General features: G+C 67.5%; 29 protein-coding genes and 1 tRNA gene. 13 read left to right on the top strand and 17 right to left on the bottom strand.

Annotated elements, in window-relative coordinates; translation table 11 throughout:
- Positions 1–16 precede the first annotated feature (16 nt).
- Positions 17–574 carry a DUF6264 family protein gene (locus tag PTQ19_RS04505; RefSeq protein WP_274368613.1) on the bottom strand — a complete coding sequence of 186 codons (558 nt, stop codon included), beginning with the start codon at positions 572–574 and terminating at the stop codon, positions 17–19.
- Entirely contained in the window at positions 571–1,623 is a 1,053-nt protein-coding gene (locus tag PTQ19_RS04500; protein WP_206821692.1) for a 4-hydroxy-3-methylbut-2-enyl diphosphate reductase, read from the bottom strand. The genes PTQ19_RS04505 and PTQ19_RS04500 overlap by 4 nt, the downstream gene beginning before the upstream one ends.
- Positions 1,624–1,740: 117 nt before the next feature.
- Between PTQ19_RS04500 and xseA the strand changes: the two genes are divergently transcribed.
- The 8 genes from xseA to PTQ19_RS04460 all read left to right on the top strand — a co-directional run bounded on the left by xseA (position 1,741) and on the right by PTQ19_RS04460 (position 8,474).
- Positions 1,741–3,018, top strand: a complete 1,278-nt coding sequence (xseA, locus tag PTQ19_RS04495) for an exodeoxyribonuclease VII large subunit (RefSeq protein ID WP_274368612.1) — start codon at positions 1,741–1,743, stop codon at positions 3,016–3,018.
- 1 nt (position 3,019) lies between these two features.
- Entirely contained in the window at positions 3,020–3,259 is a 240-nt protein-coding gene (locus PTQ19_RS04490; protein WP_179411408.1) for an exodeoxyribonuclease VII small subunit, read from the top strand.
- Positions 3,256–3,897: a DUF4245 family protein gene (locus PTQ19_RS04485; RefSeq protein WP_179411409.1), complete on the top strand. Its 642-nt coding sequence runs from the start codon at positions 3,256–3,258 to the stop codon at positions 3,895–3,897. Before PTQ19_RS04490 ends, PTQ19_RS04485 begins: the two co-directional genes overlap by 4 nt.
- The gene (locus PTQ19_RS04480) at positions 3,894–4,568 is read left to right on the top strand and encodes a carbonic anhydrase (protein ID WP_179411410.1); all 675 of its coding nucleotides are present in this window, start codon (positions 3,894–3,896) and stop codon (positions 4,566–4,568) included. The genes PTQ19_RS04485 and PTQ19_RS04480 overlap by 4 nt, the downstream gene beginning before the upstream one ends.
- The gene (locus tag PTQ19_RS04475; protein ID WP_206550223.1) at positions 4,565–5,986 is read left to right on the top strand and encodes a class II fumarate hydratase; all 1,422 of its coding nucleotides are present in this window, start codon (positions 4,565–4,567) and stop codon (positions 5,984–5,986) included. The genes PTQ19_RS04480 and PTQ19_RS04475 overlap by 4 nt, the downstream gene beginning before the upstream one ends.
- A gap of 202 nt (positions 5,987–6,188) precedes the next feature.
- Positions 6,189–7,028 (top strand): DUF559 domain-containing protein, encoded by an 840-nt coding sequence (locus PTQ19_RS04470; RefSeq protein WP_274368611.1) that lies wholly within the window; start codon positions 6,189–6,191, stop codon positions 7,026–7,028.
- Between the two features lie 61 nt (positions 7,029–7,089).
- On the top strand, positions 7,090–7,644 hold the full coding sequence (locus PTQ19_RS04465) for a hypothetical protein (protein ID WP_274369029.1): 555 nt from the start codon (positions 7,090–7,092) through the stop codon (positions 7,642–7,644).
- Positions 7,645–7,703: 59 nt separating this feature from the next.
- A complete protein-coding gene (locus PTQ19_RS04460; RefSeq protein ID WP_274368610.1) occupies positions 7,704–8,474 on the top strand; it encodes a hypothetical protein in 771 nt (256 codons plus the stop codon).
- Positions 8,475–8,620: 146 nt separating this feature from the next.
- On the opposite strand, the gene PTQ19_RS04455 is transcribed toward PTQ19_RS04460, so the two are convergent.
- Together PTQ19_RS04455 and PTQ19_RS04450 are read right to left on the bottom strand one after the other, a co-directional pair.
- Positions 8,621–9,928: a PhoH family protein gene (locus tag PTQ19_RS04455; protein ID WP_274369028.1), complete on the bottom strand. Its 1,308-nt coding sequence runs from the start codon at positions 9,926–9,928 to the stop codon at positions 8,621–8,623.
- A 290-nt stretch (positions 9,929–10,218) separates the two neighbouring features.
- Positions 10,219–11,001, bottom strand: coding sequence for an isoprenyl transferase (locus PTQ19_RS04450; protein WP_179411415.1), 783 nt, complete (start codon positions 10,999–11,001; stop codon positions 10,219–10,221).
- Positions 11,002–11,140: 139 nt separating this feature from the next.
- On the opposite strand from PTQ19_RS04450, the gene trhA reads away from it, so the two are divergent.
- Both trhA and PTQ19_RS04440 read left to right on the top strand, forming a co-directional pair.
- A complete protein-coding gene (trhA, locus tag PTQ19_RS04445) occupies positions 11,141–11,827 on the top strand; it encodes a PAQR family membrane homeostasis protein TrhA (protein WP_179411926.1) in 687 nt (228 codons plus the stop codon).
- Positions 11,828–11,893: 66 nt separating this feature from the next.
- Positions 11,894–12,367, top strand: a complete 474-nt coding sequence (locus PTQ19_RS04440) for an S-ribosylhomocysteine lyase (protein WP_179411416.1) — start codon at positions 11,894–11,896, stop codon at positions 12,365–12,367.
- A gap of 9 nt (positions 12,368–12,376) precedes the next feature.
- Here the strand turns inward: PTQ19_RS04440 and PTQ19_RS04435 are convergent, their stop codons facing one another.
- Positions 12,377–12,625 carry a hypothetical protein gene (locus tag PTQ19_RS04435; RefSeq protein WP_179411417.1) on the bottom strand — a complete coding sequence of 83 codons (249 nt, stop codon included), beginning with the start codon at positions 12,623–12,625 and terminating at the stop codon, positions 12,377–12,379.
- Between the two features lie 74 nt (positions 12,626–12,699).
- Between PTQ19_RS04435 and PTQ19_RS04430 the strand changes: the two genes are divergently transcribed.
- Entirely contained in the window at positions 12,700–13,086 is a 387-nt protein-coding gene (locus PTQ19_RS04430) for a DUF4307 domain-containing protein (RefSeq protein ID WP_179411418.1), read from the top strand.
- Between the two features lie 121 nt (positions 13,087–13,207).
- Positions 13,208–13,696, top strand: a complete 489-nt coding sequence (gene greA, locus PTQ19_RS04425; RefSeq protein ID WP_179411419.1) for a transcription elongation factor GreA — start codon at positions 13,208–13,210, stop codon at positions 13,694–13,696.
- Between the two features lie 85 nt (positions 13,697–13,781).
- On the opposite strand, the gene ilvA is transcribed toward greA, so the two are convergent.
- Together ilvA and PTQ19_RS04415 are read right to left on the bottom strand one after the other, a co-directional pair.
- Positions 13,782–15,011, bottom strand: coding sequence for a threonine ammonia-lyase (ilvA, locus tag PTQ19_RS04420; protein ID WP_274368609.1), 1,230 nt, complete (start codon positions 15,009–15,011; stop codon positions 13,782–13,784).
- Positions 15,008–16,204: an AI-2E family transporter gene (locus PTQ19_RS04415; RefSeq protein WP_274368608.1), complete on the bottom strand. Its 1,197-nt coding sequence runs from the start codon at positions 16,202–16,204 to the stop codon at positions 15,008–15,010. Before PTQ19_RS04415 ends, ilvA begins: the two co-directional genes overlap by 4 nt.
- Before the next feature lie 69 nt (positions 16,205–16,273).
- Between PTQ19_RS04415 and PTQ19_RS04410 the strand changes: the two genes are divergently transcribed.
- Complete coding sequence (locus PTQ19_RS04410) at positions 16,274–17,569, top strand: winged helix-turn-helix domain-containing protein (RefSeq protein ID WP_274368607.1); 1,296 nt, start codon at positions 16,274–16,276, stop codon at positions 17,567–17,569.
- 38 nt (positions 17,570–17,607) lie between these two features.
- On the opposite strand, the gene PTQ19_RS04405 is transcribed toward PTQ19_RS04410, so the two are convergent.
- From PTQ19_RS04405 to eno, 10 genes are all read right to left on the bottom strand, one after another.
- Positions 17,608–18,174 (bottom strand): LemA family protein, encoded by a 567-nt coding sequence (locus PTQ19_RS04405; protein ID WP_179411423.1) that lies wholly within the window; start codon positions 18,172–18,174, stop codon positions 17,608–17,610.
- A 71-nt stretch (positions 18,175–18,245) separates the two neighbouring features.
- Entirely contained in the window at positions 18,246–19,559 is a 1,314-nt protein-coding gene (locus PTQ19_RS04400; protein WP_274368606.1) for a D-arabinono-1,4-lactone oxidase, read from the bottom strand.
- The gene (locus tag PTQ19_RS04395) at positions 19,556–20,815 is read right to left on the bottom strand and encodes an alanine racemase (RefSeq protein ID WP_274368605.1); all 1,260 of its coding nucleotides are present in this window, start codon (positions 20,813–20,815) and stop codon (positions 19,556–19,558) included. Before PTQ19_RS04395 ends, PTQ19_RS04400 begins: the two co-directional genes overlap by 4 nt.
- A 28-nt stretch (positions 20,816–20,843) precedes the next feature.
- Positions 20,844–21,233, bottom strand: coding sequence for a DUF1304 domain-containing protein (locus PTQ19_RS04390; protein WP_206820818.1), 390 nt, complete (start codon positions 21,231–21,233; stop codon positions 20,844–20,846).
- A gap of 116 nt (positions 21,234–21,349) precedes the next feature.
- Positions 21,350–21,422: transfer RNA gene (locus PTQ19_RS04385), tRNA-Leu, on the bottom strand.
- Positions 21,423–21,507: 85 nt separating this feature from the next.
- Positions 21,508–22,950: an NAD(P)/FAD-dependent oxidoreductase gene (locus tag PTQ19_RS04380; RefSeq protein ID WP_179411428.1), complete on the bottom strand. Its 1,443-nt coding sequence runs from the start codon at positions 22,948–22,950 to the stop codon at positions 21,508–21,510.
- A 20-nt stretch (positions 22,951–22,970) separates the two neighbouring features.
- Complete coding sequence (locus tag PTQ19_RS04375) at positions 22,971–24,323, bottom strand: S8 family peptidase (RefSeq protein WP_274368604.1); 1,353 nt, start codon at positions 24,321–24,323, stop codon at positions 22,971–22,973.
- Positions 24,320–24,883 carry a DUF501 domain-containing protein gene (locus PTQ19_RS04370; RefSeq protein ID WP_274368603.1) on the bottom strand — a complete coding sequence of 188 codons (564 nt, stop codon included), beginning with the start codon at positions 24,881–24,883 and terminating at the stop codon, positions 24,320–24,322. Before PTQ19_RS04370 ends, PTQ19_RS04375 begins: the two co-directional genes overlap by 4 nt.
- Before the next feature lie 84 nt (positions 24,884–24,967).
- Positions 24,968–25,537, bottom strand: a complete 570-nt coding sequence (locus PTQ19_RS04365) for an FtsB family cell division protein (protein ID WP_179411431.1) — start codon at positions 25,535–25,537, stop codon at positions 24,968–24,970.
- 62 nt (positions 25,538–25,599) lie between these two features.
- The gene (gene eno, locus PTQ19_RS04360) at positions 25,600–26,880 is read right to left on the bottom strand and encodes a phosphopyruvate hydratase (protein WP_206823273.1); all 1,281 of its coding nucleotides are present in this window, start codon (positions 26,878–26,880) and stop codon (positions 25,600–25,602) included.
- Between the last annotated feature and the right edge of the window lie 34 nt (positions 26,881–26,914).

The following is a 26,914-nucleotide window of genomic DNA, read 5'->3' as shown; positions in this document are numbered from 1 at the left end:
GACGCCTCGCCCGGCGCTATCCGGCGGGTGGCGTCAGCAGGCTCTGAGTGAACGCCGGATCGCCCATCATCGGCACCGAGACGCAGAACGAAACCACGAGCATCGTGGCCACGGCACCGACCAGCGGAACCCACCATGCCATGCGCCCGCGCTTGAGCAGACGGAACGAGAACCAGGCCGTGGCGAGGTACCCCGCCAGCATCACGAGCACCGAGATCACACCCCAGGTACGCGCCGCCGCGAAGTTCGAGAACTCGCCGTCGATGCCGAGCATCTGCAGCGAGAGGTTGAGCGTCGTCGCCAGGTCGACGAACCCGGGGATCGACGTGAGCACGTTGACCAGGCCGAGCGCCAGCAGCGCGATCGTGATCAGACGGTTCATCGGCCCTGCGGGCGTCCGAGCGTCCACCGACTGCGATGCCGGAGCGACGTCGGCAGAAGCAGCCTGCGCCGCGGGCGGCGCGATCACCGGCGCGGATGCGGCAGCATCCGCCTCCAACGGTGGCAACCCTGCCCGCGCGCGCTGCTCTTCGGGAGTCGCGTACTCGCCGTACTGCGGCCGGTCCGTGCTCATGCGCGAGCCGCTCGGCCGCCGAGAGCGCGATCGTCGCGCTTGCCGTTGAGATCCTGACGCAGCTCCTTGGGCAGCGAGAACATGAGGTCCTCCTCGGCCGTGCGCACCTCTTCGACGTCGACGTAGCCGGCCTCACTGAGCGCCTCGAGCACTTCGCCGACAAGCACCTCGGGCACCGAGGCCCCGCTGGTGACCCCGACGGTATTGACACCGTCGAGCCACGCCTGGTCGACCTCATCGGCGTAGTCGACTCGGTAGGCGGCCTTGGCGCCGTACTCCAGCGCCACCTCGACCAGGCGCACGCTGTTGGACGAGTTCGCCGAACCGACCACGATCACCAGATCGGCGTCCTTCGCGACCTTCTTGATCGCCACCTGACGGTTCTGCGTGGCATAGCAGATGTCATCCGACGGCGGGTTGTGCAGTTCGGGGAAACGCGTGCGCAGCCGATTGACGGTCTCCATCGTCTCGTCGACCGACAGCGTGGTCTGCGACAGCCAGACCACCTTCGACGGGTCCTTCACCTCGACGGTGTCGGCCTCTTCAGGCGAGTTGACGATCGTGACCCGCTCCGGCGCGTGACCGGCGGTTCCCTCGACCTCTTCGTGACCATCGTGACCGATGAGCAGGATCTCGAAGTCGTCGCGCGCGAAGCGCACGGCCTCACGGTGCACCTTGGTCACCAGCGGGCACGTCGCGTCGATCGCGTGCAGGCCACGATCGGATGCCGCCCCGACGACGGCCGGTGAGACACCGTGCGCGCTGAAGACGATGTGCGCTCCCTCGGGCACCTCGTCGACCTCTTCGACGAAGATCGCGCCCTTCTGCTCGAGCTCGGTGACGACGTGGATGTTGTGCACGATCTGCTTGCGCACGTATACCGGCGCACCATAACGCTCGAGGGCCTTCTCGACGGCGACGACCGCGCGGTCCACACCGGCGCAATAGCCGCGCGGAGCGGCCAGCAGCACCCGCTTCTCACCGTCGACAGGACGGTTCTCGAGGCGCTCGCGCGGGGTCGTGCGTCGGCGTCCGGGGATCTGCGGCATGGGAAGCGAGATGGCGGGTGTACTCACGCCGCCAGTCTACCGAGCGTGCCTGTCCGAGGGCCGGGAGCGGCAGCTCTGGATGCGCGGCCCGTCGGTGGCATCCGGAACAATGGACGCATGACCGTCTTCGAAGCCGCCACCGTGCCCGGCGAGCCGCCGCCCGCCGACTCGGTCGCGCCCCGCGATTCGACCGCGGACGCCCCGACATCGGTCGCGCGGCTCAACGGCACCATCCGCGACTTCATCGCGCGGTGGAACACGGTGTGGGTCGAGGGTGAGATCACCTCGTGGAATCAGCGCGGCGGCAACGTGTTCGCGCGGCTCAAGGACGTGCGCTCCGACGCGCACATCTCGATCCGGGTGTGGTCGAGCGTACGCGCCCGGATTCCGGGCGACCTGGCGGTCGGCGACCATGTCGTCGCGGCTGTGAAGGCCGACTACTTCGTCAAGGGTGGCGATTTCAGCTTCATCGTCTCGGCGATGAAGCACGTCGGCCTCGGTGATCAACTCGAGCGCCTCGAGAAGCTGCGCGCCCAGTTGCGCCAAGAGGGCCTGTTCGACGCAGGTCGCAAGCGCCCGCTGCCGTTCCTGCCGCATTGCATCGGTCTGATCACGGGCGAGAAGTCGGATGCTGAGAAGGACGTGCATCGCAATGCCGAGTTGCGCTGGCCGCACGTGCGGTTCCGCACCGAGCACGTCGCGGTGCAGGGTGATCGGAGCGTGCCCGAAGTGCTCGCGGCGCTGCAGCGTCTGGATGCCGACCCCGAGGTCGATGTGATCATCATCGCCCGCGGTGGCGGCGACCCGCAGACTCTGCTGGGCTTCAGCGATGAACGTCTGATCCGCGCGGTTGCGGCGGCATCCACACCCGTGGTCAGCGCGATCGGTCACGAGAACGACCATCCCCTGCTCGACGACGTCGCCGACCTGCGCGCGTCGACCCCGACGGATGCCGCCAAGCGCGTCGTGCCCGACGTCGGCGAGCAGCGCGCGATCGTCGCGCAGCTGCGCGCACGCGCAACGACCCGCCTGACGCAGCGGATCGCGCACGATATCGCCCAGCTCGAACAGCTGCGATCGCGCCCCGTGCTGCGCTCGCCCGACCCGATCGTCGAACAGCGCGCGCAAGACGTCTGGCTGCTCGTGTCGCGCGGCCGCGACACGGTGGGACGCGGAGTGGATGCCGCGCAGCGGGCGACCGCCGAGTTGCGGGCGTCCCTGCGGGCGCTGTCGCCGGCGGCGACGCTGGCCCGCGGCTACGCGATCGTGCAGCAGACCGACGGACGCATCGTCTCGGATGCTGTCGATGCGCCCACCGGAACGGAATTGACGGTGACGGTCGAGCACGGTGCGCTGCGCGCCCGCTCCGAAGGCGCCCTCAGCGAAGACGGATAGGATGAGACGTGTGACCGCGCCCAACGACTCCCCCGTCGAATCGCTGTCGTTCGAGGCCGCGCGCGACGAGCTCGTGCGCGTTGTCGCCGAACTCGAACAGGGTTCCCCCACGCTCGAACACTCCCTCGCCCTCTGGGAGCGCGGTGAGGCCCTCGCCGCCCGCTGCGAGGAGTGGCTGGTCGGCGCGAAGCGCCGCCTCGACGCGGCCCGCGAGTCAGCATCCGACGGAGACGACGAATGAGCAAAGAGCGACCGATCGTCGCAGGCATCAACCGCGCCGAGACTCCGCAGGAGACCGCTGACCGCAAGGCAGAGGCAAGCCGTGTCTACCGCTCCAGCCAAACGTTCCGCAACCTGATCGCGGCCCTCATCGTCACCGTCGGCGTCGTGGCGATCGTTGTCTTCGGTGTGCCCCGCGGTGAGCCGACGCCGAAGCCCGAGATCGATGTCGCCGCCATCGCCGCCGACGTCGAGACCAACATGCAGCGCCCGGCGATCGTTCCTGACGTCGACGAGTTCTGGCGTGTGAACGCGGCCGAGCTCGGCGGCGGAGCCGTGCCGGTGTGGAACGTCACGCTCGCCCCCGCGGCCGACGACGAGCGCGGCTTCGTCCGCGTCGCACAGGCGTTCGGCGCCGATGTCTCGTGGGCACCGCAGGTGCTCGGGGGCCGTGCTGCCGACGACACCACGACCATCGACGGTCGCGAATGGGACGTCTTCAATCTCGGCGAGAGCGGTGACGCCAACATCTCGTACGCGATCGGCACCCAGGCCGGCCCCGACTATGTGCTGCTGTACGGCTCGCGCTCGGCGGAGTCGACCGCGGAGCTCGCCGAATCGCTCAGCACGCAGCTGGACGCACTGGAGGAAGCCGAATGACCACGAAGCTCACGCCCGCACAGGCCTGGCAGGAGATGCGCGACGGCAACCGGCGCTTCGTCGCCGGTGAGCCTGCGCACCCCCACCAGGACGTCAACAAGCGCCATGAGCTCGCCGACGGACAGGCTCCGATCGCGACGCTGTTCGGATGCTCGGACTCGCGCCTCGCGGCCGAGATCATCTTCGACAAGGGTCTGGGCGACCTGTTCGTCGTACGCAACGCCGGCCAGGTGATCGGCGAGTCGATCGTCGCCAGCCTGGAGTACGCCGTGGGGATCCTGGGTGTGCCGCTGATCGTCGTGCTGGCGCATGACTCCTGCGGCGCTGTGCGCGCGGCCATCGACGGTACGGCGATCGACGCCGCCCCGCTCCCCGCGGGCATCTGGAAGCTCATCGCCCCGATCGTGCCCGCGGCCCGCAAGGTGCTCGCTGAGACCGGCGGCACCACGCCCGCCGACATCGACGCCGAACTCGTCGGCCGCGAGCACCTGCGCAACACCGTCGCAGACCTGCTGCACTCGTCCGAACTGATCAGCAACGCCGTCGCCGAGGGTCGTCTCGGAATCGTCGGCGCCAACTACCGGCTGGCCGAGGGCACCGCAGTACCCGCAGTAACCGTAGGCATCGACACCGAGGGGAACGACCCCGCGTCCAAGGAGGAATCGGAATGACCGGCACGCAGCAGCACAGCGGCGACAGCTCGCAGGGCTACCGCATCGAGCACGACACCATGGGCGAGGTGCGTGTGCCCCTCAACGCGCTCTACAGCGCACAGACCCAGCGTGCCGTCGAGAACTTCCCGATCTCGGGCACGGGCCTGGAGTCGACGCAGATCGCCGCACTCGCCCGCATCAAGAAGGCCGCGGCTCTCGCCAACAAGGAGCTCGGCACGCTCGACGGCGCCATCGCCGACGCGATCGCACAGGCAGCCGACGAGGTCGCCACCGGAAAGCACGACGGCGAGTTCCCCGTCGACACCTACCAGACCGGTTCTGGCACGTCGTCGAACATGAACATGAACGAGGTGCTGGCGAACCTGGCCACCAGCATCCTGGGTGCCACCGTGCACCCGAACGACCACGTCAACGCGTCGCAGTCGTCGAACGACGTCTTCCCGACGTCGGTGCACATCGCCGTCACGCAGGCGCTGATCGACACCCTGATCCCGTCGCTCGATCACCTCGCCGTCGCCCTCGAAGCGAAGGCCGAGCTGTGGAAGGACGTCGTCAAGGCCGGTCGCACCCACCTCATGGACGCGACGCCCGTGACCCTCGGCCAGGAGTTCGGCGGCTACGCCCGTCAGCTGCGCCTCGGCATCGAGCGCGTGCAGTCGGCTCTCCCCCGCGTCGCCGAGGTTCCGCTCGGGGGCACCGCGGTCGGCACCGGCATCAACACGCCGCTCGGCTTCCCGCAGAAGGTCATCGAGCTGCTCGCAGCCGACACCGAGCTGCCGATCACCGAGGCGAAGGACCACTTCGAGGCGCAGGCGAACCGCGACGGTCTCGTCGAGGCTTCGGGCGCTCTGCGCACCATCGCCGTCTCGCTGACCAAGATCAACAACGACCTGCGCTGGATGGGCTCCGGCCCCAACACCGGTCTCGGTGAGCTGCACATCCCCGACCTGCAGCCCGGCTCCTCGATCATGCCCGGCAAGGTCAACCCCGTCGTTCCCGAGGCCGTGCTGATGGTCTGCGCCCGCGTGATCGGCAACGACGCGACCGTGGCCTGGGCCGGTGCTTCCGGCTCGTTCGAGCTGAACGTCGCGATCCCGGTGATGGGCACCTCGCTGCTGGAGTCGATCCGTCTGCTCTCGAACGCCGTGCGCGTTCTGGCCGACAAGACCGTCGACGGCCTGCAGGCCAACGTCGAGCGCGCCGCCGCTTTCGCGGGCATGAGCCCGTCGATCGTCACGCCGCTGAACAAGGTCATCGGTTACGAGGCCGCCGCGAAGATCGCGAAGCACTCCGTCGCCAAGGGCATCACCGTGCGCGAGGCCGTCATCGAGCTCGGCTACGTCGAGCGCGGCGAGATCACCGAAGAGGTGCTCGACCAGAAGCTCGACCTGCTGAGCATGACGCACGCCGGCTGACACCTGTTGTTGGGAGCGCCTGCGCGTTTCTGATTCCGGGGGCCGACACGCCAGATGTCGGACCGAACATGCGGTTCGGTCCGACAGGTGGTGTGTCGGCCCCCGTTCTGTATCTGTCCCCAGACGGATACAAACAGCGAGTTATCCCCCGTTGCCGGGGTTGGGCATCTCTCGCGTCGCCGCACGGTCGGATGCTGGAAGCATGTTCGATCCAGAGGTTCTCGTCGCGCGACTCGGTGGCCTTGCACGCGGTGTTCGCCTGCAGGAGTACGGCATCAGCAGAGGTCAGCTCAGCAAAGCCGTCCAGTCCGGACGCCTCGAACGGCTACGACCTGGGGTGTTCGCCACCACGGGCCTCTGCGACGCGGTTCGTGATGCCGCACGGCACGGTGGCGCCCTGACGTGCGCCCACGCGCTGCGCCAGCACGGCGTGTGGGTGATGACAGCCCAAGATGGTCCTCCGCACGTGTGGCTGGGTCGGCGAGGTCGCGCTCACGCGCATGTCGGATGCCGGTGCACGAGCCACTACTTTCGCGGACGAACTGCTTTCGGCACCGTCGATGTGGAGACGGCGTTGGTGCACCTGTACCACTGCGAAGGGGCCGAGTCGTTCTTCGCCTCGTTCGAATCGGCATGGCGGCGCGGCAAGCTGTCGCGTGCGGCGCGGGGGCGTATAGGCGAGGCGTTGCCAGCTCATGCGCGGTGGATTCTGGCGATCGCGCGCCCCGACGCCGACAGCGGTCTGGAATCGCTACTGCGCCTTCGCCTGCACATGCTCGGCATCTCAGTGGAGTGCCAGGTCGTGATCATCGGCGTCGGCAAGGTCGACTTCGTCATCGGAGGGCGGCTGATCCTTGAGGCCGATGGCAGGGAGAATCACGAAGCGCCTGACAAACGGCACAAGGATCTGCAGCGGGATGCTGCCGCATCCCGACTGGGATACGAGACGTTGCGCTTCGACTATGCGCAGCTCATCCACGATTGGGCGTCCGTCCAGGCCGCGATACTGGGCGCGCTCCGGAGATTGCGGGAACACGCATGATCGCGGCTGTGGATAACTTCGGCGGGCGTCGTGCTGTTCGGGCTACCGTGTTCGGGTGACGATGATGACCTCGCCCGCGAAGACGCCACTGCGCCTGCGAACTGCAGCAGCACTAACCTGCGCCGGGATCACGCTCGCGATGCTCGCAGGCTGCTCGCCCCAGCCCGAGCCGACACCGACCGAGACCCCGCTCTTCGCCAGCGAGGAAGAAGCCTTCGCGGCCGCGGAGGAGACGTATCGGGCGTACGTGCAAGCAGTGAATGACTCGCGGCTTGACGACAGTTCATCGTTTGAGCCCGTGTTCGAACTGCTCACAGGCTCTGCACTGACAGCAGAACGGGAGACCACGTCGCTCTATCATGCTGAGCAACTCTCGCGAACAGGCGATACCACCTTTGATTCGTTCTCGCCTCTCGAAACCGACGGCTCCCGCGTCGTAGCCAACCTCTGCATTGACGTGAGTGAGGTCGAGCTCTTGAACGCCGAGGGACAGTCCGTGGTCCCGGCCGACAGGCCGCCTCGCTCAGGCCGCGAAGTCACGTTTGTTCCAGGCGACACGTCGAACAGGCTGCAGATCGCATCAAATCATCGCCCATCAAGTGGCTTCACATGTTGAGTGTTCGAGTTTGGTCGGGGCTCCTCTTGTCCGCTCTGGCGGTGTTCAACACAGGAGGCATGGCAACCACGTCCGCGTACGACGATGAGGAACTCGGCGGGCTATACGACGAGTGGTCGAAGAACGAGAACGGTACAACGTACGTCGGTGGCAAACAGAACACGGGCGGATCCAACGGCTCTACTGGTGGCAACTCCAACAATGGCTCCCCCGTCCACCAGATCGACTACGTCCCGCCGCGTCAGCCGACGCCGGAAGAGTGCAAGATCAACTGGGACTCGATGATCCGCTGCTGGGAGCACGTCGAGCGCGGTGAGGACGACCCCGAAGACAGCACCCCGTCGATCCCCGAAGTCACGATCACCGACCTGGCATCCTTCTCCCCCGATCCCGGCACGCTCACCGGCGAACCCGACAACCTCGGGGTCGCCGGCCTGCCCACCAACTTCACCACCGACACCGCCGAGCACACCCGTGACGGGGAACTGTTCGGCTTTCCCATCCGCGTTCGCTTCACCCCCATCACCTACACCTTCCACTACGGCGACGGACAATCACAGGCATCCGACACCCCCGGCGCAAGCTGGGACGCCCTCGACCAAGCCCAGTTCACCCCCACCGACACCAGCCACACCTACGCCGAACGCGGCACCTACCAAGCCCGCGTCGACACGGCCTACGGCGCCGAGATCGACCTCGGCGTCGGCTGGTTCCCCCTCACCGGGCAACTCGACATCGCCGGCGCCCCGCAAACGATCCGCATCTACGAAGCCCACACCGCGCTCGTCGCCCACACCTGCACCGAGAACCCCACCACCCCCGGCTGCTGACACAGAAACAAATCGGGGGCCGACACTCCAGATGTCGGACCAAACCCGCGAAACGGTCCGACATCTGGCGTGTCAGCCCCCAGACTGTACCCCCGTCGCGCCCGGCTGCCAGCGCGGCAACCGGGCGCGGGGCGAGCTCGACCCCCTCAGCTGAGCTCGCTGCCCTCCAGCAGATCAGTGACCAGCGCCGCGATCGCCGAACGCTCCGAGCGCTGCAACGTCACGTGTGCGAACAGGTCATGGCCCTTCAACGTCTCGATCACACTCGCGACGCCGTCGTGCCGTCCCACGCGCAGGTTGTCGCGCTGACCGACGTCGTGCGTCAACACGACCCGCGAGTTCTGTCCGACGCGGCTCAGCACCGTCAGCAGCACGTTGCGTTCCAGCGACTGCGCCTCATCGACGATCACGAACGCGTCGTGCAACGAGCGTCCACGGATGTGCGTGAGCGGCAGCACCTCCAGCATCCCCCGCTCGATGACCTCGTCGAGCACGTTGCCCGACACGACCGAACCGAGGGTGTCGAAGACCGCCTGCCCCCATGGGTTCATCTTCTCGCCCTGATCGCCGGGCAGGTAGCCGAGCTCCTGCCCGCCGACGGCGAACAGCGGACGGAAGACGATGATCTTCTTCTGCTGCTGGCGTTCCAGCACCGATTCGAGACCTGCGCACAACGCCAGCGCCGACTTGCCCGTGCCGGCTCGTCCGCCGAGCGAGACGATACCCACCTCGGGATCAAGCAGCACATCGATCGCGATGCGCTGCTCGGCCGAACGGCCATGCATCCCGAACACCTCGCGGTCGCCGCGCACCAGCCGGAACTCGCCGTCACCGACGACGCGTCCCAGAGCCGACCCGCGTTCGGAATGGATGATCAGGCCCGTGTTGACGGGTACGCCGCGCACGTCCTCGCTGAGGCCGACCTCGGTTTCGTACAGGTCGCTCATCTCATCGCCCGAAAGATCGAGAGTCGTGATGCCGTTCCACCCCGAATCCACCGCCTGCTCGGCGAGGTATTCCTCGGCGGCCAGCCCCAGCGACGCGGCCTTGACCCGCATCGGCAGATCCTTCGAGACGATAGTGACGCGCTGCCCGTCCTGCGCGAGCTGAGCGGCCGTCGCGAGGATGCGACTGTCGTTGTCGGTGAGTCGGATGCCCGCAGGCAGGAGCGACATGTCGGCATTGCCGAGTTCGACACGCAGCGTGCCGCCGTCACCGACCTCCACAGGAAAGTCAAGACGTCCGTGTTCGATGCGCAGGTCATCCAGGTGACGCAGGGCGCGGCGGGCGAAGTAGCCCAGCTCGGGGTCGTGGCGCTTGCCCTCAAGCTCGGTGATCACGACCACCGGCAGCACGATCGAATGCTCCGCGAAGCGGAACAGTGCCTGCGGGTCGCTGAGGAGCACCGAGGTGTCGAGCACATAAGTGCGAAGATCCGTGTCGTCCTGCGACACGGATCGAGTCCCGTTGGTCCGGTTGGTGGCCGGCTGCTGCGCTGTACGTGTGGTCACGATCCACTCCTACTTCCCGGGAGCTGATCCCGGCTCTGCAGCGAGTCGACCAGGGGCCACGAGTCGCGAACCTGGTGGCCGACCCGATCGGGTACGGTACCCGATGCCTTGAAGGTACGCCCGCCACGTCCGTGATCGCCACCGACGCGGCGGGCGTGTCGCCTTAACGTTCAGGGAACGGGAAGTGATCGGATGCCCTCGACGCGGCATCCGCGAACCTGTGCGCCCGGGTCTCAGCGCCCGAAGCGCCGGTCGCGGTCTGCGAAATCGCGGATGGCCCGCAGGAAGTCGACCTTGCGCAAGTCCGGCCCCAACGCCTCGACGAAGTAGAACTCGCTGTGCGCACTCTGCCACAGCAGGAAGTCGCTCAGACGCTGTTCACCGCTGGTACGGATCACGAGGTCGGGATCAGGCTGTCCCCCGGTGTAGAGGTGCTCACCGATCATCTCGGGAGTGAGGTGCTCGGCCAGGTCATCGAGCGTGCCGCCGGACTCGTTGTGCGCCCCGATGATGCTGCGCACAGCATCGACGATCTCGTTGCGTCCGCCGTACCCGACGGCGAGGTTGACGTGCAGGCCGGTGTGTCCGCTGGTGCGCTGCTGCGCATCATCCAGAACACGTGCCAGCTCGGTGGGCAGCAGGTCCGAGCGCCCCACGTGCTGCACCCGCCAGTTGCCCTGCTGCGAGAGCGTGTCGGCGAGCTCGGCGATGATCTCGATCAGGTCGCTGATCTCCTGCGAGTCGCGCTTGGTCAGATTGTCGGCCGAGAGCAGGTACAGCGAGACGACACGGATGCCGAGCTCATCGCACCAACCGAGGAACTCGCGCATCTTCGCGGCACCAGCACGGTGCCCGTCGGCCGCAGATTCGAAGCCCAACTGCCGCGCCCACCGCCGATTGCCGTCGATCATCATCGCGACATGGTGCGGAACGGACGCCGGATCGATGCGCCGGCGAAGACGATTTCCGTAGAGCCGGTAGAGGGGCCCCTGCCCCGAGCTCTCGCGTGCACTCACGTGCCTACGCTACCCCCAACCGCGACCTGCTCCCTGTGACCGTCCAGGATATGTACGGCCCAGGGAATGCCGCCGACCGTAGAGTGAACCTGTGAGCACCCGAGCCGCGAACAACGTCGATGTCCCCCAGCTTCCTCTGATGGATGCCGCCGCGGTCGATGCCGTGGCCGAGATCAAACCGAGCTGGCGCGGCTGGATCCACGCCGCCACGTTCCCGATCGCGATCGCCGCCGGCGTCGTGCTGATCGTGCTCGCCGACGGCGCCCCCGCGAAATGGGCTGCCGCCGTGTTCATGACGACCTCGCTGCTGCTGTTCGGCAACTCGGCCGTCTATCACCGCTTCAACTGGGGCCCCAAGACCAAGGTCGTGCTCAAGCGCATCGATCACGCGAACATCCTGCTGCTGATCGCGGGCACCTACACGCCGATCGCGACGCTGGCGTTGCCGCCCGAGAAGGGCGTACTTCTGCTGTGCCTGGTCTGGGGCGGTGCGATTCTCGGCATCCTGTTCCGCGTCTTCTGGATCCACGCGCCGCGCTGGCTGTACGTCGCGCTGTACCTCGCACTCGGCTGGGCCGCCGTGATGTACATGGTCGATCTGGTCAACGCCAACGTGGCGATGATGGTGCTCGTGTGTGTAGGTGGCCTGCTCTACACGGCCGGCGCGATCGTGTACGCGTTGAAGAAGCCGAACCCGTGGCCCGGGCACTTCGGCTTCCACGAGATCTTCCACGTCTGCACGGTGCTGGCGTTCCTGTGCCACTGGACCGCGTGCCTGCTGATCTCGATCGCGCCGCACGCCCCGTCGCTGGGTCTTCCTGCGTAACCCGCTGTCCCTCGCACGCGGCCACGCGACTACGCTCGAGAGACACCCCGCAGCAAGGAGCATCCCATGGCCGACGTCGAGAGCTTCACCCTCGATCACACCGCAGTCATCGCCCCCTACGTGCGCCTGATCGGCGTCGAGCACGGTCCGAAGGGCGATGCCATCTCGAACTTCGACGTGCGGTTCGTTCAGCCCAACGAGGGTGAGATCCCCACGGCGGGGCTGCACACCATCGAGCACACGCTGGCGAGCGTGCTGCGGGACCACATCGACGGTGTCATCGACATCTCGCCGTTCGGCTGCCGCACCGGTTTCCACCTGATCATGTGGGGCGAACCGGCAGTTGCCGATGTCGTGACCGCGATCCGCGCCGGACTCGAGTTCATCGCGGGGCCCGCCGAGTGGAGTGATGTACCCGGTGTCTCGGCCGTGGAGTGCGGCAACTACCGCGACCACAGCCTGCACTCCGCAAAGGCATGGTCGCAGCGCATCCTCGATCAGGGGATCAGCCTCGACGCGTTCGCACGCGTCGGCGTCTGACCGGCGACGTCAGGCGCGCGCGTCGCCCTCGTCGTCGGATGCCTCCCGCTGGGCCGCCTCTTCAGCATCCAGCTCTTCGCGGATCTCTTCGCGGTAGCGCACCCGGCGGATGCGGCGGTTCATGTCCCACACGAGCAGGATGACGGCGACGACGATCAGCACGATGATCGCGAAGCCCGCGAAACCGGGCGTCACCGAATCGGGATCGACTGTCATCGTGGGCGTCGGCATCGGGGTCTGCTCGCCGAACAGGATCATGAGTCCGCCTTTTCTCCGCAGGTCGAATACCCTGGGAGTACCAGCCTATCCGCCGCTCGAGACACAGGAGACCCGTGACCACCGCACGCGAACTCGATGAGCGATACGGCCGCACCGGTCGCCGACCGTTGCTCTGGATCATCGGCGGCATTCTCGCCGCCGCCGTGGTGGCGTACTTCGGATGGATCACCGTCTCGAGTCAGATGAATGCCGTGGATGCTGATGACCTCGGCTTCTCGGTGGTCGATGAGCACCGCGTCGATCTCACATTCCAGTACACGGCACCCCGCGGCGCGGACGTCGCCTGCGCGGTCGAGGCACTCGATGTCGAGTTCGGCGTCGTCGGTTGGAAGATCGTCGAGTTCTCGGCCTCGGATGAGCACACCAGCGCGGTCAACGTCAGCATCCCGACCGTCGCCGAGGCCACCACGGGTTTGGTGAAGTCCTGCTGGGTCGCTTAGAATCAACCCCAAGATGACCGACGCCCCGGCCCGTGCCGGGGCGTCTTGGCATATTCCCGGGAGTCGGTTGACGTCCCGGAGTCCTCAAGCCCCTGAAGGGGCCCGCACGAAGGAGCACGCTGTGTCCACAGACGCTCAGGTACCGTTCCTCACGCAGGAGGCATACGACCGCCTCGTCGAAGAACTCGAACACCTCTCGACCGTCGGCCGCGACGAGATCGCGGCGCGCATCGAAGCCGCCCGCGAAGAAGGCGACCTCAAGGAGAACGGCGGATACCACGCCGCCAAGGATGAGCAGGGCAAGCAGGAGGCGCGCATCCGCACCCTGCAGCAGCTGCTGAAGACCGCCAAGGTCGGCGAGGCGCCTACCAGTCGTGGCATCGTCGAGCCGGGCACCGTCGTGACCGCGCTCATCGCCGGAGACGAAGAGGTCTTCCTGCTCGGCAGCCGTGAGATCGAGGCGAGTGGCGACCTCGACGTCTACAGCGAGGCCAGCCCGCTCGGTCAGGCCATCATGGGCCTCAAGATCGGCGCGAAGTCGAGCTATGAGGCGCCCAACGGCCGGGCGATCGCCGTCGAGATCATCGGCGTCGAGACCTACACCGGCTGACCCGCCGCAGGACAGCGACACGGCGGGATGCGCATCCCTAGGATGCGCGTCCCGCCGTGTTTCGTGCTTGCGGTCGGCGAGCCGATCAGTCCGGCATCACGGAGGGTTCGAACCCCGCGGCGCGCAGCGCGTCGAACGCGAGCTGCGTGTGTTCCGGTCCGCGGGTCTCGATGGACAACTGCAGGATCATGTCACTGATCTGCAGGCCGTGCCCGTGCCGCGTGTGCAGCACTTCCATGACGTTCGCCCCCACCTGGGAGAGGATCTCTGAGACCTTGGCGAGCTGACCGGGGCGGTCGGGCAAAGGGATGCGCACGGTGGCGTAGCGGCCCGAGGCCGCGAGACCGTGCGCGACGACGCGCTGCAACAGCATCGGATCGATGTTGCCGCCCGAGAGGATCGGCACGGTCGTGCCGGTGGCTTTCACCTTGCCCGCCAGGATCGCGGCCACGCCGACCGCACCTGCCGGCTCGACGACGACCTTGGCGTGTTCGAGCAGCACCAGCAGCGCTCGGGCGATATCGTCCTCCGACACCGTGACGACCTCGTCGACGAGCTCGTTGATGATCTCGAAGGGCACCGCCCCCGGCTGGGCGACCAGGATGCCGTCCGCGATCGTCGGCTGTGTCTGGATCTCGACCGGGTGCCCGGCCGCGAGCGACAACGGCATTGCCGCGGCATTCTCTGCCTGCACGCCGACGATGCGCACCGTGCGTCCGGCCTCGGCCGCAGCCTGTTTGATGGCCGCGGCGACACCGGCGATCAGACCGCCTCCCCCGATCCCCATCACCACGGTGTCGACGTCAGGCACGTCCTCGAACACTTCGAGTCCGAGTGTGCCCTGGCCGATCACCACGTCGCGGTGGTCGAAGGGATGGATCAGAACCGCGCCGGTGCGCTCGGCGAACTCGGCCGCCAGCCGCAGCGAGGTCGCCACGGTCTCGCCTTCGAGCACGACCTCAGCACCGTAGCCACGGGTGGCCAACAGCTTCGGGACGGGCACACCGAGCGGCATGAAGATCGTCGCCGGGATGCCGAGCGACTGCGCGGCCAGCGCGACGCCCTGCGCGTGGTTCCCTGCCGACGCCGCGACGACGCCGCGCAGGCGCTCCTCAGCCGTCAGCTGCGCCAGGCGGTAGGTCGCCCCACGGATCTTGAACGATCCGGTGCGCTGCAGGTTCTCCATCTTCAGCAGCACCGGCGCGCCGAGCGAATCGCTGAGCATGCGGGAGAGCTCGATAGGAGTGTGCGAGATCACCCCGTCCAGGCTGTCTGCTGCGGCTCTGAACTCGGCCAGGCTCGGGGCGGCGGTCATCGGTTCCTCCTCGGTCGCTCACGCGGCACAGTGCTCCAGATCAGGTCTGCTTGAGGTTCCTCACCGGTGCGCCACGCACCAGTGCTGATGGTCACGGCGGCGACGTTGATGAACGCGGCAAGCGGCACGGCGAACAGTGCGCCGGGGATTCCGGCGATCATCGCTCCCCCGGCGACCACGAGAACCACGGCGAGCGGGTGAACCTTCACCGCTGCACCCATCATGATGGGTTGCAGGATGTGCCCCTCGACCTGCTGCACCAGCAGCACGACGCCGAGCATCGCGACCGCGATCCACCAGCCGTTGTAGACCAACGCGAGGAAGACCGCGACGGCCCCGGTGAGCACGGCTCCAACAATGGGCACGAAGGCTCCGAGAAACACGAGCACAGCTACCGGTATCGCCAGCGGCACGCCGAGCAGTGCCGCCCCGACTCCGATGCCGACAGCGTCGATCGCGGCGACAGCGAGCTGGGTGCGAGCGTAGTTGACGACCGTCGCCCAACCGTTGGTCGCGGCGGCGTCGACGGCCGTGCGCGCGCGGCGGGGGAACACCTTCAGAGTCCACCGCCAGATCCCCCCACCATCGGCGAGCAGGCAGATGAGAATGAACAGCGCCAGCAGCGTTCCGGTCACGATGTGAGCGGCAGTGCCGGTGACCGCTCCAGCCGCGTTCCACAGCAGCGACGCTTGCTCGGTGAGCAAGTTGAGGCCGTCCTGGATAAATGAGTCGATCTGTTCGGCCGACAGGTGCAGAGGACCTTCGAGAAGGAAGGTGCGGAGCTGCTGCAGTGCGCCTTCCGTCTTGGTCTGAACATCCGGCAGCTCAAGTCGAACCTGCCAGATCACCAACCAGAAGAGCCCGACGACGATGCCGAGCGTGCCCACGATGGTGAGCGTGATCGCGAGCCACCGGGGAAAGCGAGCGCGCACCATCAGCTGGAAGCCGGGCCACACCAGCGCGGTGATGAGAATGCCGATCATCAGTGGGATCACCAGCAGCTTGAGCAGCATGACCAGCCAGATGAACAGTGCGACTGCGCCGGCGATGACCAGCAGACGCCACGAGTAGGCGGCCGTCACACGTAGCGGCCACGGCACGGCCTCATCGGACTCGATCTGCACGGTTCGATGAGTGGACGGCGGCTCATGACGGAACGGATTGCGGAACCTCGGCCTGGGGTTGTCGCTCATTGTGCAATTCTACTTACGCGCACCTGAGCGTTCCGGAACCATGTCGGCGGTGCCCGCTAGCCTGGCCGCATGACACCCACCGGCACGCCGCCGCGCCGCGGCGCGGACACGCTGACAGCATCCGAAGCCCGGCGCATCACTCTCGCGGCGCAGGGATTCTCACGTCGGATGCCCGCGGCCGTCGCCCCCAGACACTTCCACCGCACGATGGATCGGCTCGGTGTGCTGCAGATCGACTCGGTGAATGTGTTCGCGCGCTCGCACTACATGCCGATGTTCTCGCGGCTGGGTGCGTATCCGACGTCGATGCTGGATCGCACGTTCCTGTCGCGCACCACCCACTACGTCGAGTACCTCGCGCACGAGGCGACGTTCATGCCCGTCGACGACTGGCCGTTGTGGGGATTCCGCATGCGCGGCTGGCAGCAACGGATCTCCTCCCCCGACGAGTGGGGTCACGTGCATACCCGTACCCTCGACTGGGTGCGCGCGGAGTTGCGCGATCGCGGACCGCTACGTCCCGCCGATCTGCGCGACGACGCACCCCGGGAACGCGGCAGTTGGTGGGACTGGGACGACGCGAAGCTCGCTCTGGAGCATCTGTGGCGGTGCGGCGAGGTCGCGATCGCCGGACGCATCGGGTTCGAGCGCCGTTACGGCCTTGCTGAGCAGGTCATCCCGGCCGAGGTGCGCAACACGACCATTGAGCGGGCCGATGCGGTGCGCGAACTGGTGCGCCGCGCTGCGCGCTCGTACGGCGTCGCGACGGTGGCCGATCTCAACGACTACTACCGGCTGCGGGATCAGGCCGGAGTGCGCGCCGCGGTCGAGGAGCTCGTCGATTCCGGTGAGCTCGAGCCGGTGTCGGTGCGCGGCTGGGAGCGCAGCGGTCGACCTCTGCCCGCGTGGCGGCACCGCGACGCCGTGGTTGCTCGGCGCATCGACCGAGCCGCGCTGCTGACGCCGTTCGATCCGGTGATCTGGTTCCGGGATCGTGCGCTGCGCGTCTTCGAACTCGACTATCGCATCGAGATCTACGTGCCCGCGGCGAAGCGCCGCTACGGCTACTACTCGCTACCTGTTCTGGTCGGTGACCGGATCGTCGCCCGCGTCGATCTGAAGGCCGACCGTGCGGCGTCGGTGTTGCGTGTGCAGTCGGCTTGGTGGGAACCGCACGCCGTCGCCGAGAGCGACGCTCCCCGTGTGGCGGAAGAGTTGGTGCGCGCGGCGCGTTGGCAGGGATTGGAACGTCTGAGCGTCTCGGGCTGGGGCGATGCCTCGGATGCTATCGCGCGCGCCATGCACGGACAGGAGACGCCGGTCGATCGGCACGAGCACCCGCGTGAAGCGGTCAGCGCGATCTGAAGCTTCTGCTGGCAGAAGAAAAGTGCTGAGTTCGCGGCTCAGAACTGGACGCGCGGCGGTTCCGAAACCGCACCGTCGTCGGCGACCTCGAAGAACTCGCGCTCGTTGAAGCCGATCCCCCGGGCGAACATGTTGTTCGGGAAGACCTTGATCTTCGTGTTCAGCTCGCGCACGCCACCGTTGTAGTAGCGACGGGCCGCCTGGATCTTGTCCTCGGTATCGACGAGCGAGTGCTGCAACTGCAGGTAGTTCTGGCTCGCCTGAAGTTGCGGATATGCCTCGGCGACGGCGAACAGACTGCGCAGCGCCTGCTGCAGGTGACCTTCGGCGACGCCGGCCTCAGCCGGGCCGCTGGCAGAAAGGGTTTCGGCGCGTGCGCGCGTCACTCCTTCGAAGACGGCCTTCTCATGCGCCGCATAACCGCGCACCGTCTCGATGAGGTTGGGGATCAGGTCGGCGCGCCGCTTGAGCTGCACGGTGATGCCGCTCCAGGCTTCATCGACGCGGACGTTGAGCTGCACCAGCGAGTTGTACGTCGACCAGAGATAGATACCGACGAGCACCAGCACGCCGACGACGATCAGTACCGGCCACAGCCATTCCATGCGGTCCCCCTCTTGGATCGAGATCCATCCTATGCGCCCGTCACTGCACGTCCGCTGGGCGGCGCGGTACGTCACGCGCCGAGAATGCGTTCCAGATGCCGGTTGCCGAAGAGTCGCTCGGGATCCAGGCGGTCGCGCAACGCCACGAAGTCGTCGAACCGCGGGTAGCGCTCGCGCAGCTGCTCAGCGCCGAGCGTGTGCAGCTTGCCCCAGTGCGGGCGCCCGCCGTGCTGCAGCATGATCTGTTCGACGGCCTCGAAGTACTCGCGCGGATCGGCACGCCAGTACCGGTGCACGGCGACATAGGCGCTGGCCCGCCCGCTCGCCGTCGACATCCACAGGTCGTCGGCCGTCGCGAACCTTACCTCGATGGGGAACTCGATGCGCCACCCTCGGTCGTCGATCAGTTGCTGAAGCTCACGGAACGCGGGCACCAGCTGGTCGACGGGGAGGGCGTACTCCATCTCTCGGAAGCGCACGGTGCGACGTTGTGTGAGCACGGTGTGGGAACGGTCGGTGTACTCGCGGTCGCCGGTCAGCTGCACGGCAAGCCGGTTGAACCGAGGGGTGATGGCCGGCACCGCCTGCGCCGCGGCGCACACGACGCGGTACACGCCGTTGGACAGCAGCGTCTCATCCACCCACTTGCCGAGGCGCGGGAGCGGCTGTCGTCGTGTCGATTCCGGCAGGCGGGTCTGCGTCTTGGTCAGCGCCACCTCGGTGTGCGGGAACCAGTAGAACTCGAAATGATCGTGCGCGACGGCGCGCTCATGCACCGAGGCGAGCACGTCGTCGAGCGGGGCGGGCTCGTCGATCGCGTGCAGGATGAACGCGGGAACGCACTGCAGCGTAACCTCGACGATGATGCCCAGCGCACCGAGACCAAGTGCTGCCGCCGGCAGCAGCTCGGGGTTGTGCGTCTCGTCGATGCGCAGAAACTCCCCCTCCGCCGTGATGAGGGTCAGTCCGCGCACCTGAGTGGCGATCCCGCCGAAGTCTGTGCCGGTGCCGTGCGTTCCCGTCGAGATCGCCCCACTGATCGACTGTCGGTCGATGTCGCCGAGGTTCTCCATCGCGAGACCGTAATGGCGCAGCAGACCCGGGATGCGATGCAGGCGTGTGCCGCCGAGCAGCGTGACCCGTCCGCTGGCGGCATCCGCCGAAACGAGACCCTGCAGGTCGTCGAGCTCCAGTAGCACGCCGGGGGCGACGGCGATACCGGTGAAGCTGTGACTCGCGCCCACGGCTTTCACCGTCAGGCCTTGCGAGACGGCGGCTTTGACCGCACGTTGCACGCCCTCGGGGGATCGCGGCCGTTCCACGCGCACCGGGCGCACAGTGGCTGAGCGGCCCCAGTTCTGCCAGACTCCCCCGGGTCGCGTCATAGGAAGGCCTTCCCCTCTCCTCGGTACGTCGGGACCTCTCCGATGACGGTCCCGTCGGCGATCACATGGTACGTGTTGATGCGTTCAGCGGGTTCACCGCTCTTCGCGTGCCGGAACCATACCCGGTCGCCGATCCGCAGATCGCCCGCGGCTGTGCCCTGCAACGGCGTCTGCACTTCACCGGCTGCTTCTCTGGGGAGCGTGCGCAGACGCGGAGGCCACACCGGCGCGGGCTGCCGAGAGGCGGCGGCGGGGCCGGAGGCGATCCATCCGCCGCCGAGTACCGTGGCGATATCGCGCTCTGGCTTGCGCACGACGTCGAACGCGAATGCTGTCGCGGGCGCCGGCGAGAACGACCGATAGCCGTCGAACAGGTGCCCGGCGAGCAGTCCGCTGCCGGCCGTCGCCTCGGTCAGGGACTGGTCGCTGCCGGTGAACTCGAGCGAACCGGTTCCCCCGCCGTTGAGGAACTCCAACGGCGCGATACCAAGCAGGGCATCCGCGATCTCAGCACGGCGCTGGCGCAGTTCGTCGCGTGAGCGCGCCTGCACCATCCGGATCAGCGGGGCATCGGCACCCGCAGCATCGCCCTGTCCGGCGATCTGGGCCTCATACATCTGCAACCCGACGAGCCGGAACCCCGGGCGGCGGACGACCTGACGCGCGAACCCGGCGACGTCGGCAGCCGTGTGCAACGGAGACCGACGTACTCCGACGTGCCCGATGGTCGCAGAACGCAAGGACGCATCCACATCGATCGCAACGCGCACCTCGGGACGGCTACCCGGAGCGGCGATGGCATCGATCAGATCGAGATGAGCGATGTCGTCGATCATCAGTGTGATGCGTGAGGCGAGCTTCTCATCCGCGACGAGCGTCGCCAGCCCCGCGCGGTCGACTGTGGGGTACCCGAGCACGATGTCATCGTGTTCCTGGGCGAGCCACAGTGCCTCGGCCAACGTGAAGGACAGGATGCCACGATAGCCCGGGATGGCGAGCACGGCATCGAGCACGGCCCGCACGCGCACCGACTTCGTCGCGACGCGGATCGGCAACCCCCCGGCACGGACCAGAAGATCGAGCGCGTTGTACCGCAGCGCATCCTGTTCGATGATCGCGACCGGCGCTGGCAGGTGCGCCGTCGCATCACTCAGCGAGCGCCAATAACGCTCTGGCGACCGCCACGCGGCCGTCTGCGGACGTGCGTCAGCGCGGGCGTCGGCGTTCGGACTCCGTTCAGCGGTGAGGTCGAGCACCCCTCCACCATACGGGGCGATCGCGTCGTCAGAGTGCGAGACCGAGGGCCAGGGCGATGACGCCGAGCAGCGGAATCACGCCTTGCTTCAACGCTGCTCCCGCTTTGTCGGGGCTCGACAGCAGCAGCACAAGGCTCGCGGCGACCATCGAGCCGGTGCCCGTGAACACCAGCGTCGCGCCGACCGTGTGCGCGCCCGCGGCGAAGAACACGGTTCCGAGCATGGTGATGACTGCGAGGAAGAGGTTGTAGAAGCCCTGATTGAACGCGAGCTCCTTCTGCGTCTTGGCCTGCTCGACGGTGCCGGTGCCGAAGATCTTTCGCGCACGCGGGCTGGTCCACGCGATGGACTCCAGATAGAAGATGAAGACATGCACCAGCGCGGCAGCGGATGCCAAAACGAGCCCTGCAACGATCATGATCGGAGTTCCCTTCCTGTGCCTCCGTGCGGGGCGACCACGTCGGCGCGGCCCCGCACCTGCGTCAACAGCCGGGGATTCGAACCCGCCCCACCCGCACTCCACACGTCACTCCGTGCCCCCACTGGGATTCGAACCCAGACTGAAGCGATTTTAAGTCGCCTGCCTCTGCCGTTGGGCTATAGGGGCGCAGGTCTCAGCCTACCCAGGCCCGAGACACGCAAAGGGCCCGCGCGACATCTCGCGCGGGCCCTGCAGGCGTTCGGTCAGAGGGTCAGGCTCCCGCCGCGACCTTCTGCTTCTCAGCCGACGTCTTCTCAGCGTCCTTTGCGGGTGCGTCCTTCACGGCAGCGTCCTTGACAGGTGCCGCAGCGGCCGCCGGGCGCGGGCGCGCCGCGAACTCCTCGAACACCGCGCGCGGCTGCTGCACGGCTTCGAGGTTGACGATGTCGCGGCCGAGCCACAGGTTGTTCCACCAGCCCCACAGCACGCGCCACTTGCGCTCCCACGACGGCATCGCCAGTCCGTGGTATCCGCGGTGCGCGAGCCAGGCGACGAAGCCCTTCAGAGCGATCTTGCCCGACTGGAAGACACCGTTGTACAGGCCGAGACCGGCCACGGCGCCGAGGTTCTTGTGGAAGTACTCGCGGGTACCTTCGCCGCGCAACACGGCCACCAGGTTCTTCGCGAGCACCTTCGCCTGACGCACGGCGTGCTGGGCGTTCGGCACGCAGTAGCCGCCGACCCCGCCACCCGAGAGGTCCGGCACAGCCGAAACGTCACCGGCGGCCCAGGCGCCCTCGACGGGCTCCTCGGCGGTTCCGACGCGCAGGTCTGCACGGGTCTGGATACGGCCGCGCTCTTCGACGGGCAGGTCGCCACCACGAACGACAGTGGGGTTGGCCATCACGCCGGCCGTCCAGACGATCAGGTCGGTCGGGATGACCTGGCCGGTCGAGAGCTCGACGTTGCCGTCGACAGCGCCGGTGACCTGAGTGTCGAGGTGCACGTTCGCGCCGCGCTTGGCGAGGTCCTTCAGCACCCACTCGCTGGTCTTCAGCGAGACCTCGGGCATGATCCGCCCCATCGCCTCGATGAGGTGGAAGTGGGTGTCTTCGAACGACAGCTGCGGGTACTTCGCGATCAGCGACGAGGCGAGCGAGCGCAGCTCGGCAAATGCCTCGATACCCGCGAAGCCACCACCAACGACGACAACGGTCAGCAGACGGTCGCGCTCGGGACCGGCCGGCACCGAGGCCGCCTTGTCGAAGTTCGACAGCAGGCGGTCACGGACAGCGACGGCCTCTTCGATGGTCTTGAGCCCGATGGCGTTGTCGGCGATGCCCGGGATCGGGAACGTACGCGAGACGGCACCGGCGGTGACGACGATCTGGTCGTACGCGAACTCGTACGGCTCGCCGACCGGCGGCGTGATCGTGGCGACCTTGTTCGCGTGGTCGATGCCGGTGACCTTCGCGGTGATCACATTGGTGCGCTTGAGGTGGCGACGGTGCGCGACGACAGCGTGGCGCGCCTCAATCGAACCGGCGGCGACCTCGGGCAGGAACGGCTGGTACGTCATGTACGGCAGCGGGTCGACCATCGTCACATCAGCTTCACCCTTGCGAAGGTGCTTCTCAAGCTTCCATGCGGTGTAGAAACCTGCGTAGCCTCCACCGACAATCAGAATGCGGGGTGCAGTGCTGTTCTGAGGCACAGGGGGACAACTCCTCGTCGTCAGGGGGTGGGAACGCGTCGACCGCGCTCCGTTCGGATGCGCCGGGCAGCTGCGGTGACGCCAAGCGCTATCAGGATACCAGGCACCGTGAGCGCCAGAAGCGGCAGGGTACCGTATCGCAGTGACTCCGCTGTCGGCAGCAACGGGGTGCCCGCCTCGGTGGGCGGCTCCGGCGGCGGCAACGGCGGGATGGTCACCGGTTCGGTCGTGTCCTGCGGATCCGGCCGATCCGGGGCGTCCGCTCGTCGGTACACCCGAACCCACTCCTGCAGGTCTCCCATTGGGTTGCTCTCCACGCGCGGCACCGACGCGGTCACCGCGGCGTGCACGTCGAGCAGCCCGTACCCGTACAGCGGGTCGGGGGTGCGCTGCATTTCGGGCACGGGAACGGCAGTCTTGACGATCCGGTTGATGACGTTGGCGGCATCCAGGTCAGGGTGCGCCGCGCGCACCAGCGCGACGGCGCCGGCCACGATCGGCGCGGCACCGCTGGTGCCGTTCCACCCGACGATCTCGCCGTCCGCCGTGTAGCCGATGAGCGACTCGCTCGGCGCCATCACACCGATGGTGATGCCCTGCGTGGATGCCCCCTGGCTGGCCACACCGGTCTGGTCGACGCCGCCGACGGTGAGCACACCGGGGATCGTCGCCGGGGCACCGATAATGGTCGTGCCGCTGTCACGGTTGCCCGCTGCGGCGACCACGACGACGTCGTGCTCGTAGGCGTAGAGGAAGGCCTCATCCCAGCTCTTGTCCCAGTCGAGAGTGTTCGTGGTGAACGACAGGTTGATGACATCGGCGCCGTTGTCGACCGCCCACTTGATGCCTTCGGCCACCTGGTCGCTGAACGGCACCGTGGCCGATGTGCCGGGAAACCCGAGAGACACCGACAGCAGATCGGCGCGCGGCGCAACACCGATCAATCCCGTACCGTCGACGTTGCCCGGTGCCGCCGCGATCGAGCCGACCAGCGTGCCGTGGGCCCGGTTGACCACACCGACCGGTGTGCGTCCGTCGTTGGTACCGGCCCCGGACACATCCGTACCGCCGATGACAGCGTCGCCGAAGATCCCCGCGGCCTCTCCGATACCGGTGTCGAGTACCGCGATGGTGACACCTTCGCCGCGCGTGACCTGCCACGCATCGCGGATCTTCGCACCATCGAGCCAATACTCGGTGGCGCGCACCGGATCCGACGGGTCGTCGGGAATCGGCAGCGGTGCCGGAGTCTCTTCGGTCTCGGCGTCGTGCACCTGTGCGGCGGCCGGCTCCCCCGGCACCGCGCCGAGGATCACGGAGCTCGTCATCACCGCGATGGCGGCGATGCCCGACAGCATCCGCCGTCTCGTCATTCCGAGGCGTCCCCTTCGGATGCCGGAGTGTCACCCGCATCGCGCAGAGCCGCGCCCGGCGCGGCGCATGCGCACCGCTCGGGCGACCAACTCGATCGCGCCAGCGCTTCGTCACCGATCGGATTGAGACCGGGGCCGGCCGCAAGGGCGTGGCCCGCGAGCGCGTGCAGGCACTTCACACGGGTCGGCATGCCACCCGCCGAAATGCCGTCGATCTCGGGGACCTCGCCGAACTGGGCGCGGTCGGCCAGGTACGCCTCATGTGCGCGCTGATACCCGGCGGCTACGTCGTCGTCCTCATCGAGCATCTGTGCCAGCTCGGGCATCACCTGCGTCGCCTCAAGCGTCGACATGGCTGCGGTGGCCGCAGGGTGGGTCAGGTAGTAGAAGGTCGGGAAGGGCGTTCCGTCGTGCAGGCGCGGCGCCGTCGCGACGACGGTCGGGTTTCCGCACACGCAGCGGGCGGCGATACCGACGACACCGCGCGCGGGGCGCCCCAACTGATCGGAGACCACGGCGATCTCGGCGGCGGTCGGTGGCTCAAACGGCGGTCTCGTCACTACTCCAGAGTACGGGAGAGCGCCTGTGTGACGACTCAGCGCGGACGGTGTTCCACCGGTGTCCGCCTCCGGCGGCTTCACGGGTCAGCGCGCGGGGGTGCCGACGGCGGTCTGTGCCAGCCCGGCAGCGGTCATGCTGCGCAGCAAGTGGGGCATCCAGTCCGCTCCGCGCTGCTGCAGTTCTTCGCTGACTTCCTGCTGCGCGGGCGGCAGGTCAGCGGGATCGAGGTCGAAGTCGACGAGGTAGGGCACCTGACCGGGCCTGACGTAGTAGAGCCGTTCACGCGCCTGAGTGGTGATGTACACCGGATCATCCCAGCGCGCCTGCTCGCGCTCGAGCTCGGCGATCTGCTCCTCGGTCAGCTGCACCGAGTGCTCGAGGGCGGCGATCTTCTGGCGCTGGTCCAGGTACGTGCCGATGGTCGGCACGAGCACCCAGGTGCCCAAGACTACCAGCGAGAGCATGATCGCTGCGAAGGCCGAGAGGCGGATGCCACTGGCCCACTCCCGCACATCGACGGCGCGGTCGGCGAGGCGGGTGCGCGTTCGCGTTCTGCGGCCCGACGGGGCGGATGCCGAGGTGCGCGGTGCGTGCTGCGGGCGCGGCTCGTCGCTGTGCGGAGACGATGAAGGGGGAGCTGGTCGTCGTGCCATGCTCCCCCTCCTTCGTAGCGTCTCAGTGCGGTATCAGCCGTTCAGCGTCCGCGTGTCTTGGCTCAGCGGCCGAAGCGCGGGAACGCCGATGCACCGGCGAACACCGCGGCGTCACCGAGGTCCTCTTCGATGCGCAGAAGCTGATTGTACTTCGCGACGCGCTCGCTGCGGGCGGGCGCACCGGTCTTGATCTGACCGGCGTTGGTCGCGACAGCGAGGTCGGCGATCGTGGTGTCTTCGGTCTCACCCGAACGGTGCGAGAGCATGGCCGTGTAGCCGGAGCGCTGTGCCAGGCTGACCGCGTCGAACGTCTCGGTGAGCGTGCCGATCTGGTTGACCTTCACCAGCAGCGAGTTGCCGACGCCACGGGCGATGCCGTCAGCGAGGCGCTCGGGGTTGGTGACGAACAGGTCGTCTCCGACCAGCTGCACCTTGCTGCCGAGGGCATCCGTGAGCAGCTTCCAGTTGTCCCAGTCGTCCTCGGCCAGCGCGTCCTCGATCGTGACGATCGGGAAGTCATTGACCAGGCCCTGGTAGTACTCGATCAGCTCGGGGCCGGTCCAGTCCTTGTTGTCGAGGCGGTACACGCCGTCGTTGAAGAACTCGGTCGCGGCGACGTCAAGACCCAGGGCGATGTCCTTGCCCGGGGTGAAGCCCGCCTTCTCGATCGCCTTGATCAGGAATTCCAGGCCTTCGCGGTTGCTGGGCAGGTCGGGAGCGAAGCCGCCCTCGTCGCCGAGACCGGTGGCGTAGCCGGCGGCCTGCAGCTCGCTGCGCAGCACGTGGTAGGTCTCGACGCCCCAGCGCAGCGACTCCGAGTAGGTGTCGGCGCCGATCGGGGCGAGGAAGAACTCCTGCATGTCGATGCCGTTGTCGGCGTGCTCGCCACCGTTGATGACGTTGAACAGCGGAACGGGCAGCACGTGCGCGTTCGGTCCGCCCAGGTAGCGGTACAGCGGCAGGTCAGCCGAATCGGCAGCAGCCTTGGCCACAGCGAGGCTGACGCCGAGGATGGCGTTGGCGCCCACGCGCTTCTTGTTGTCGGTGCCGTCGACCTCGTTGAGGATCTCGTCGACGATGCGCTGCTCGCTCGCCTCAACGCCCTCGATGGCGGGGCCGAGCTCGTCGAGCACTGCCTCGACGGCCTTCAGGACGCCCTTGCCGCCGTAGCGACCCTTGTCGCCGTCGCGCAGCTCGTATGCCTCGAAAGCGCCGGTGGATGCACCCGACGGGACGGCGGCGCGCTGCACGATCCCGTCATCGAGGAGCACCTCCACCTCGACGGTCGGGTTTCCGCGCGAGTCGAGAATCTCGCGTGCGCCTACTGCCTCGATGAGTGCCACAGATGTGCTCCTTTTCAGAGAGGAAAGGTGGTGT

It is taken from the genome of Microbacterium esteraromaticum (assembly GCF_028747645.1).
GTDB classification, from domain to species: Bacteria; Actinomycetota; Actinomycetes; order Actinomycetales; family Microbacteriaceae; genus Microbacterium; species Microbacterium esteraromaticum_C.
This window is presented reverse-complemented; position numbering and strand designations above follow the sequence as displayed.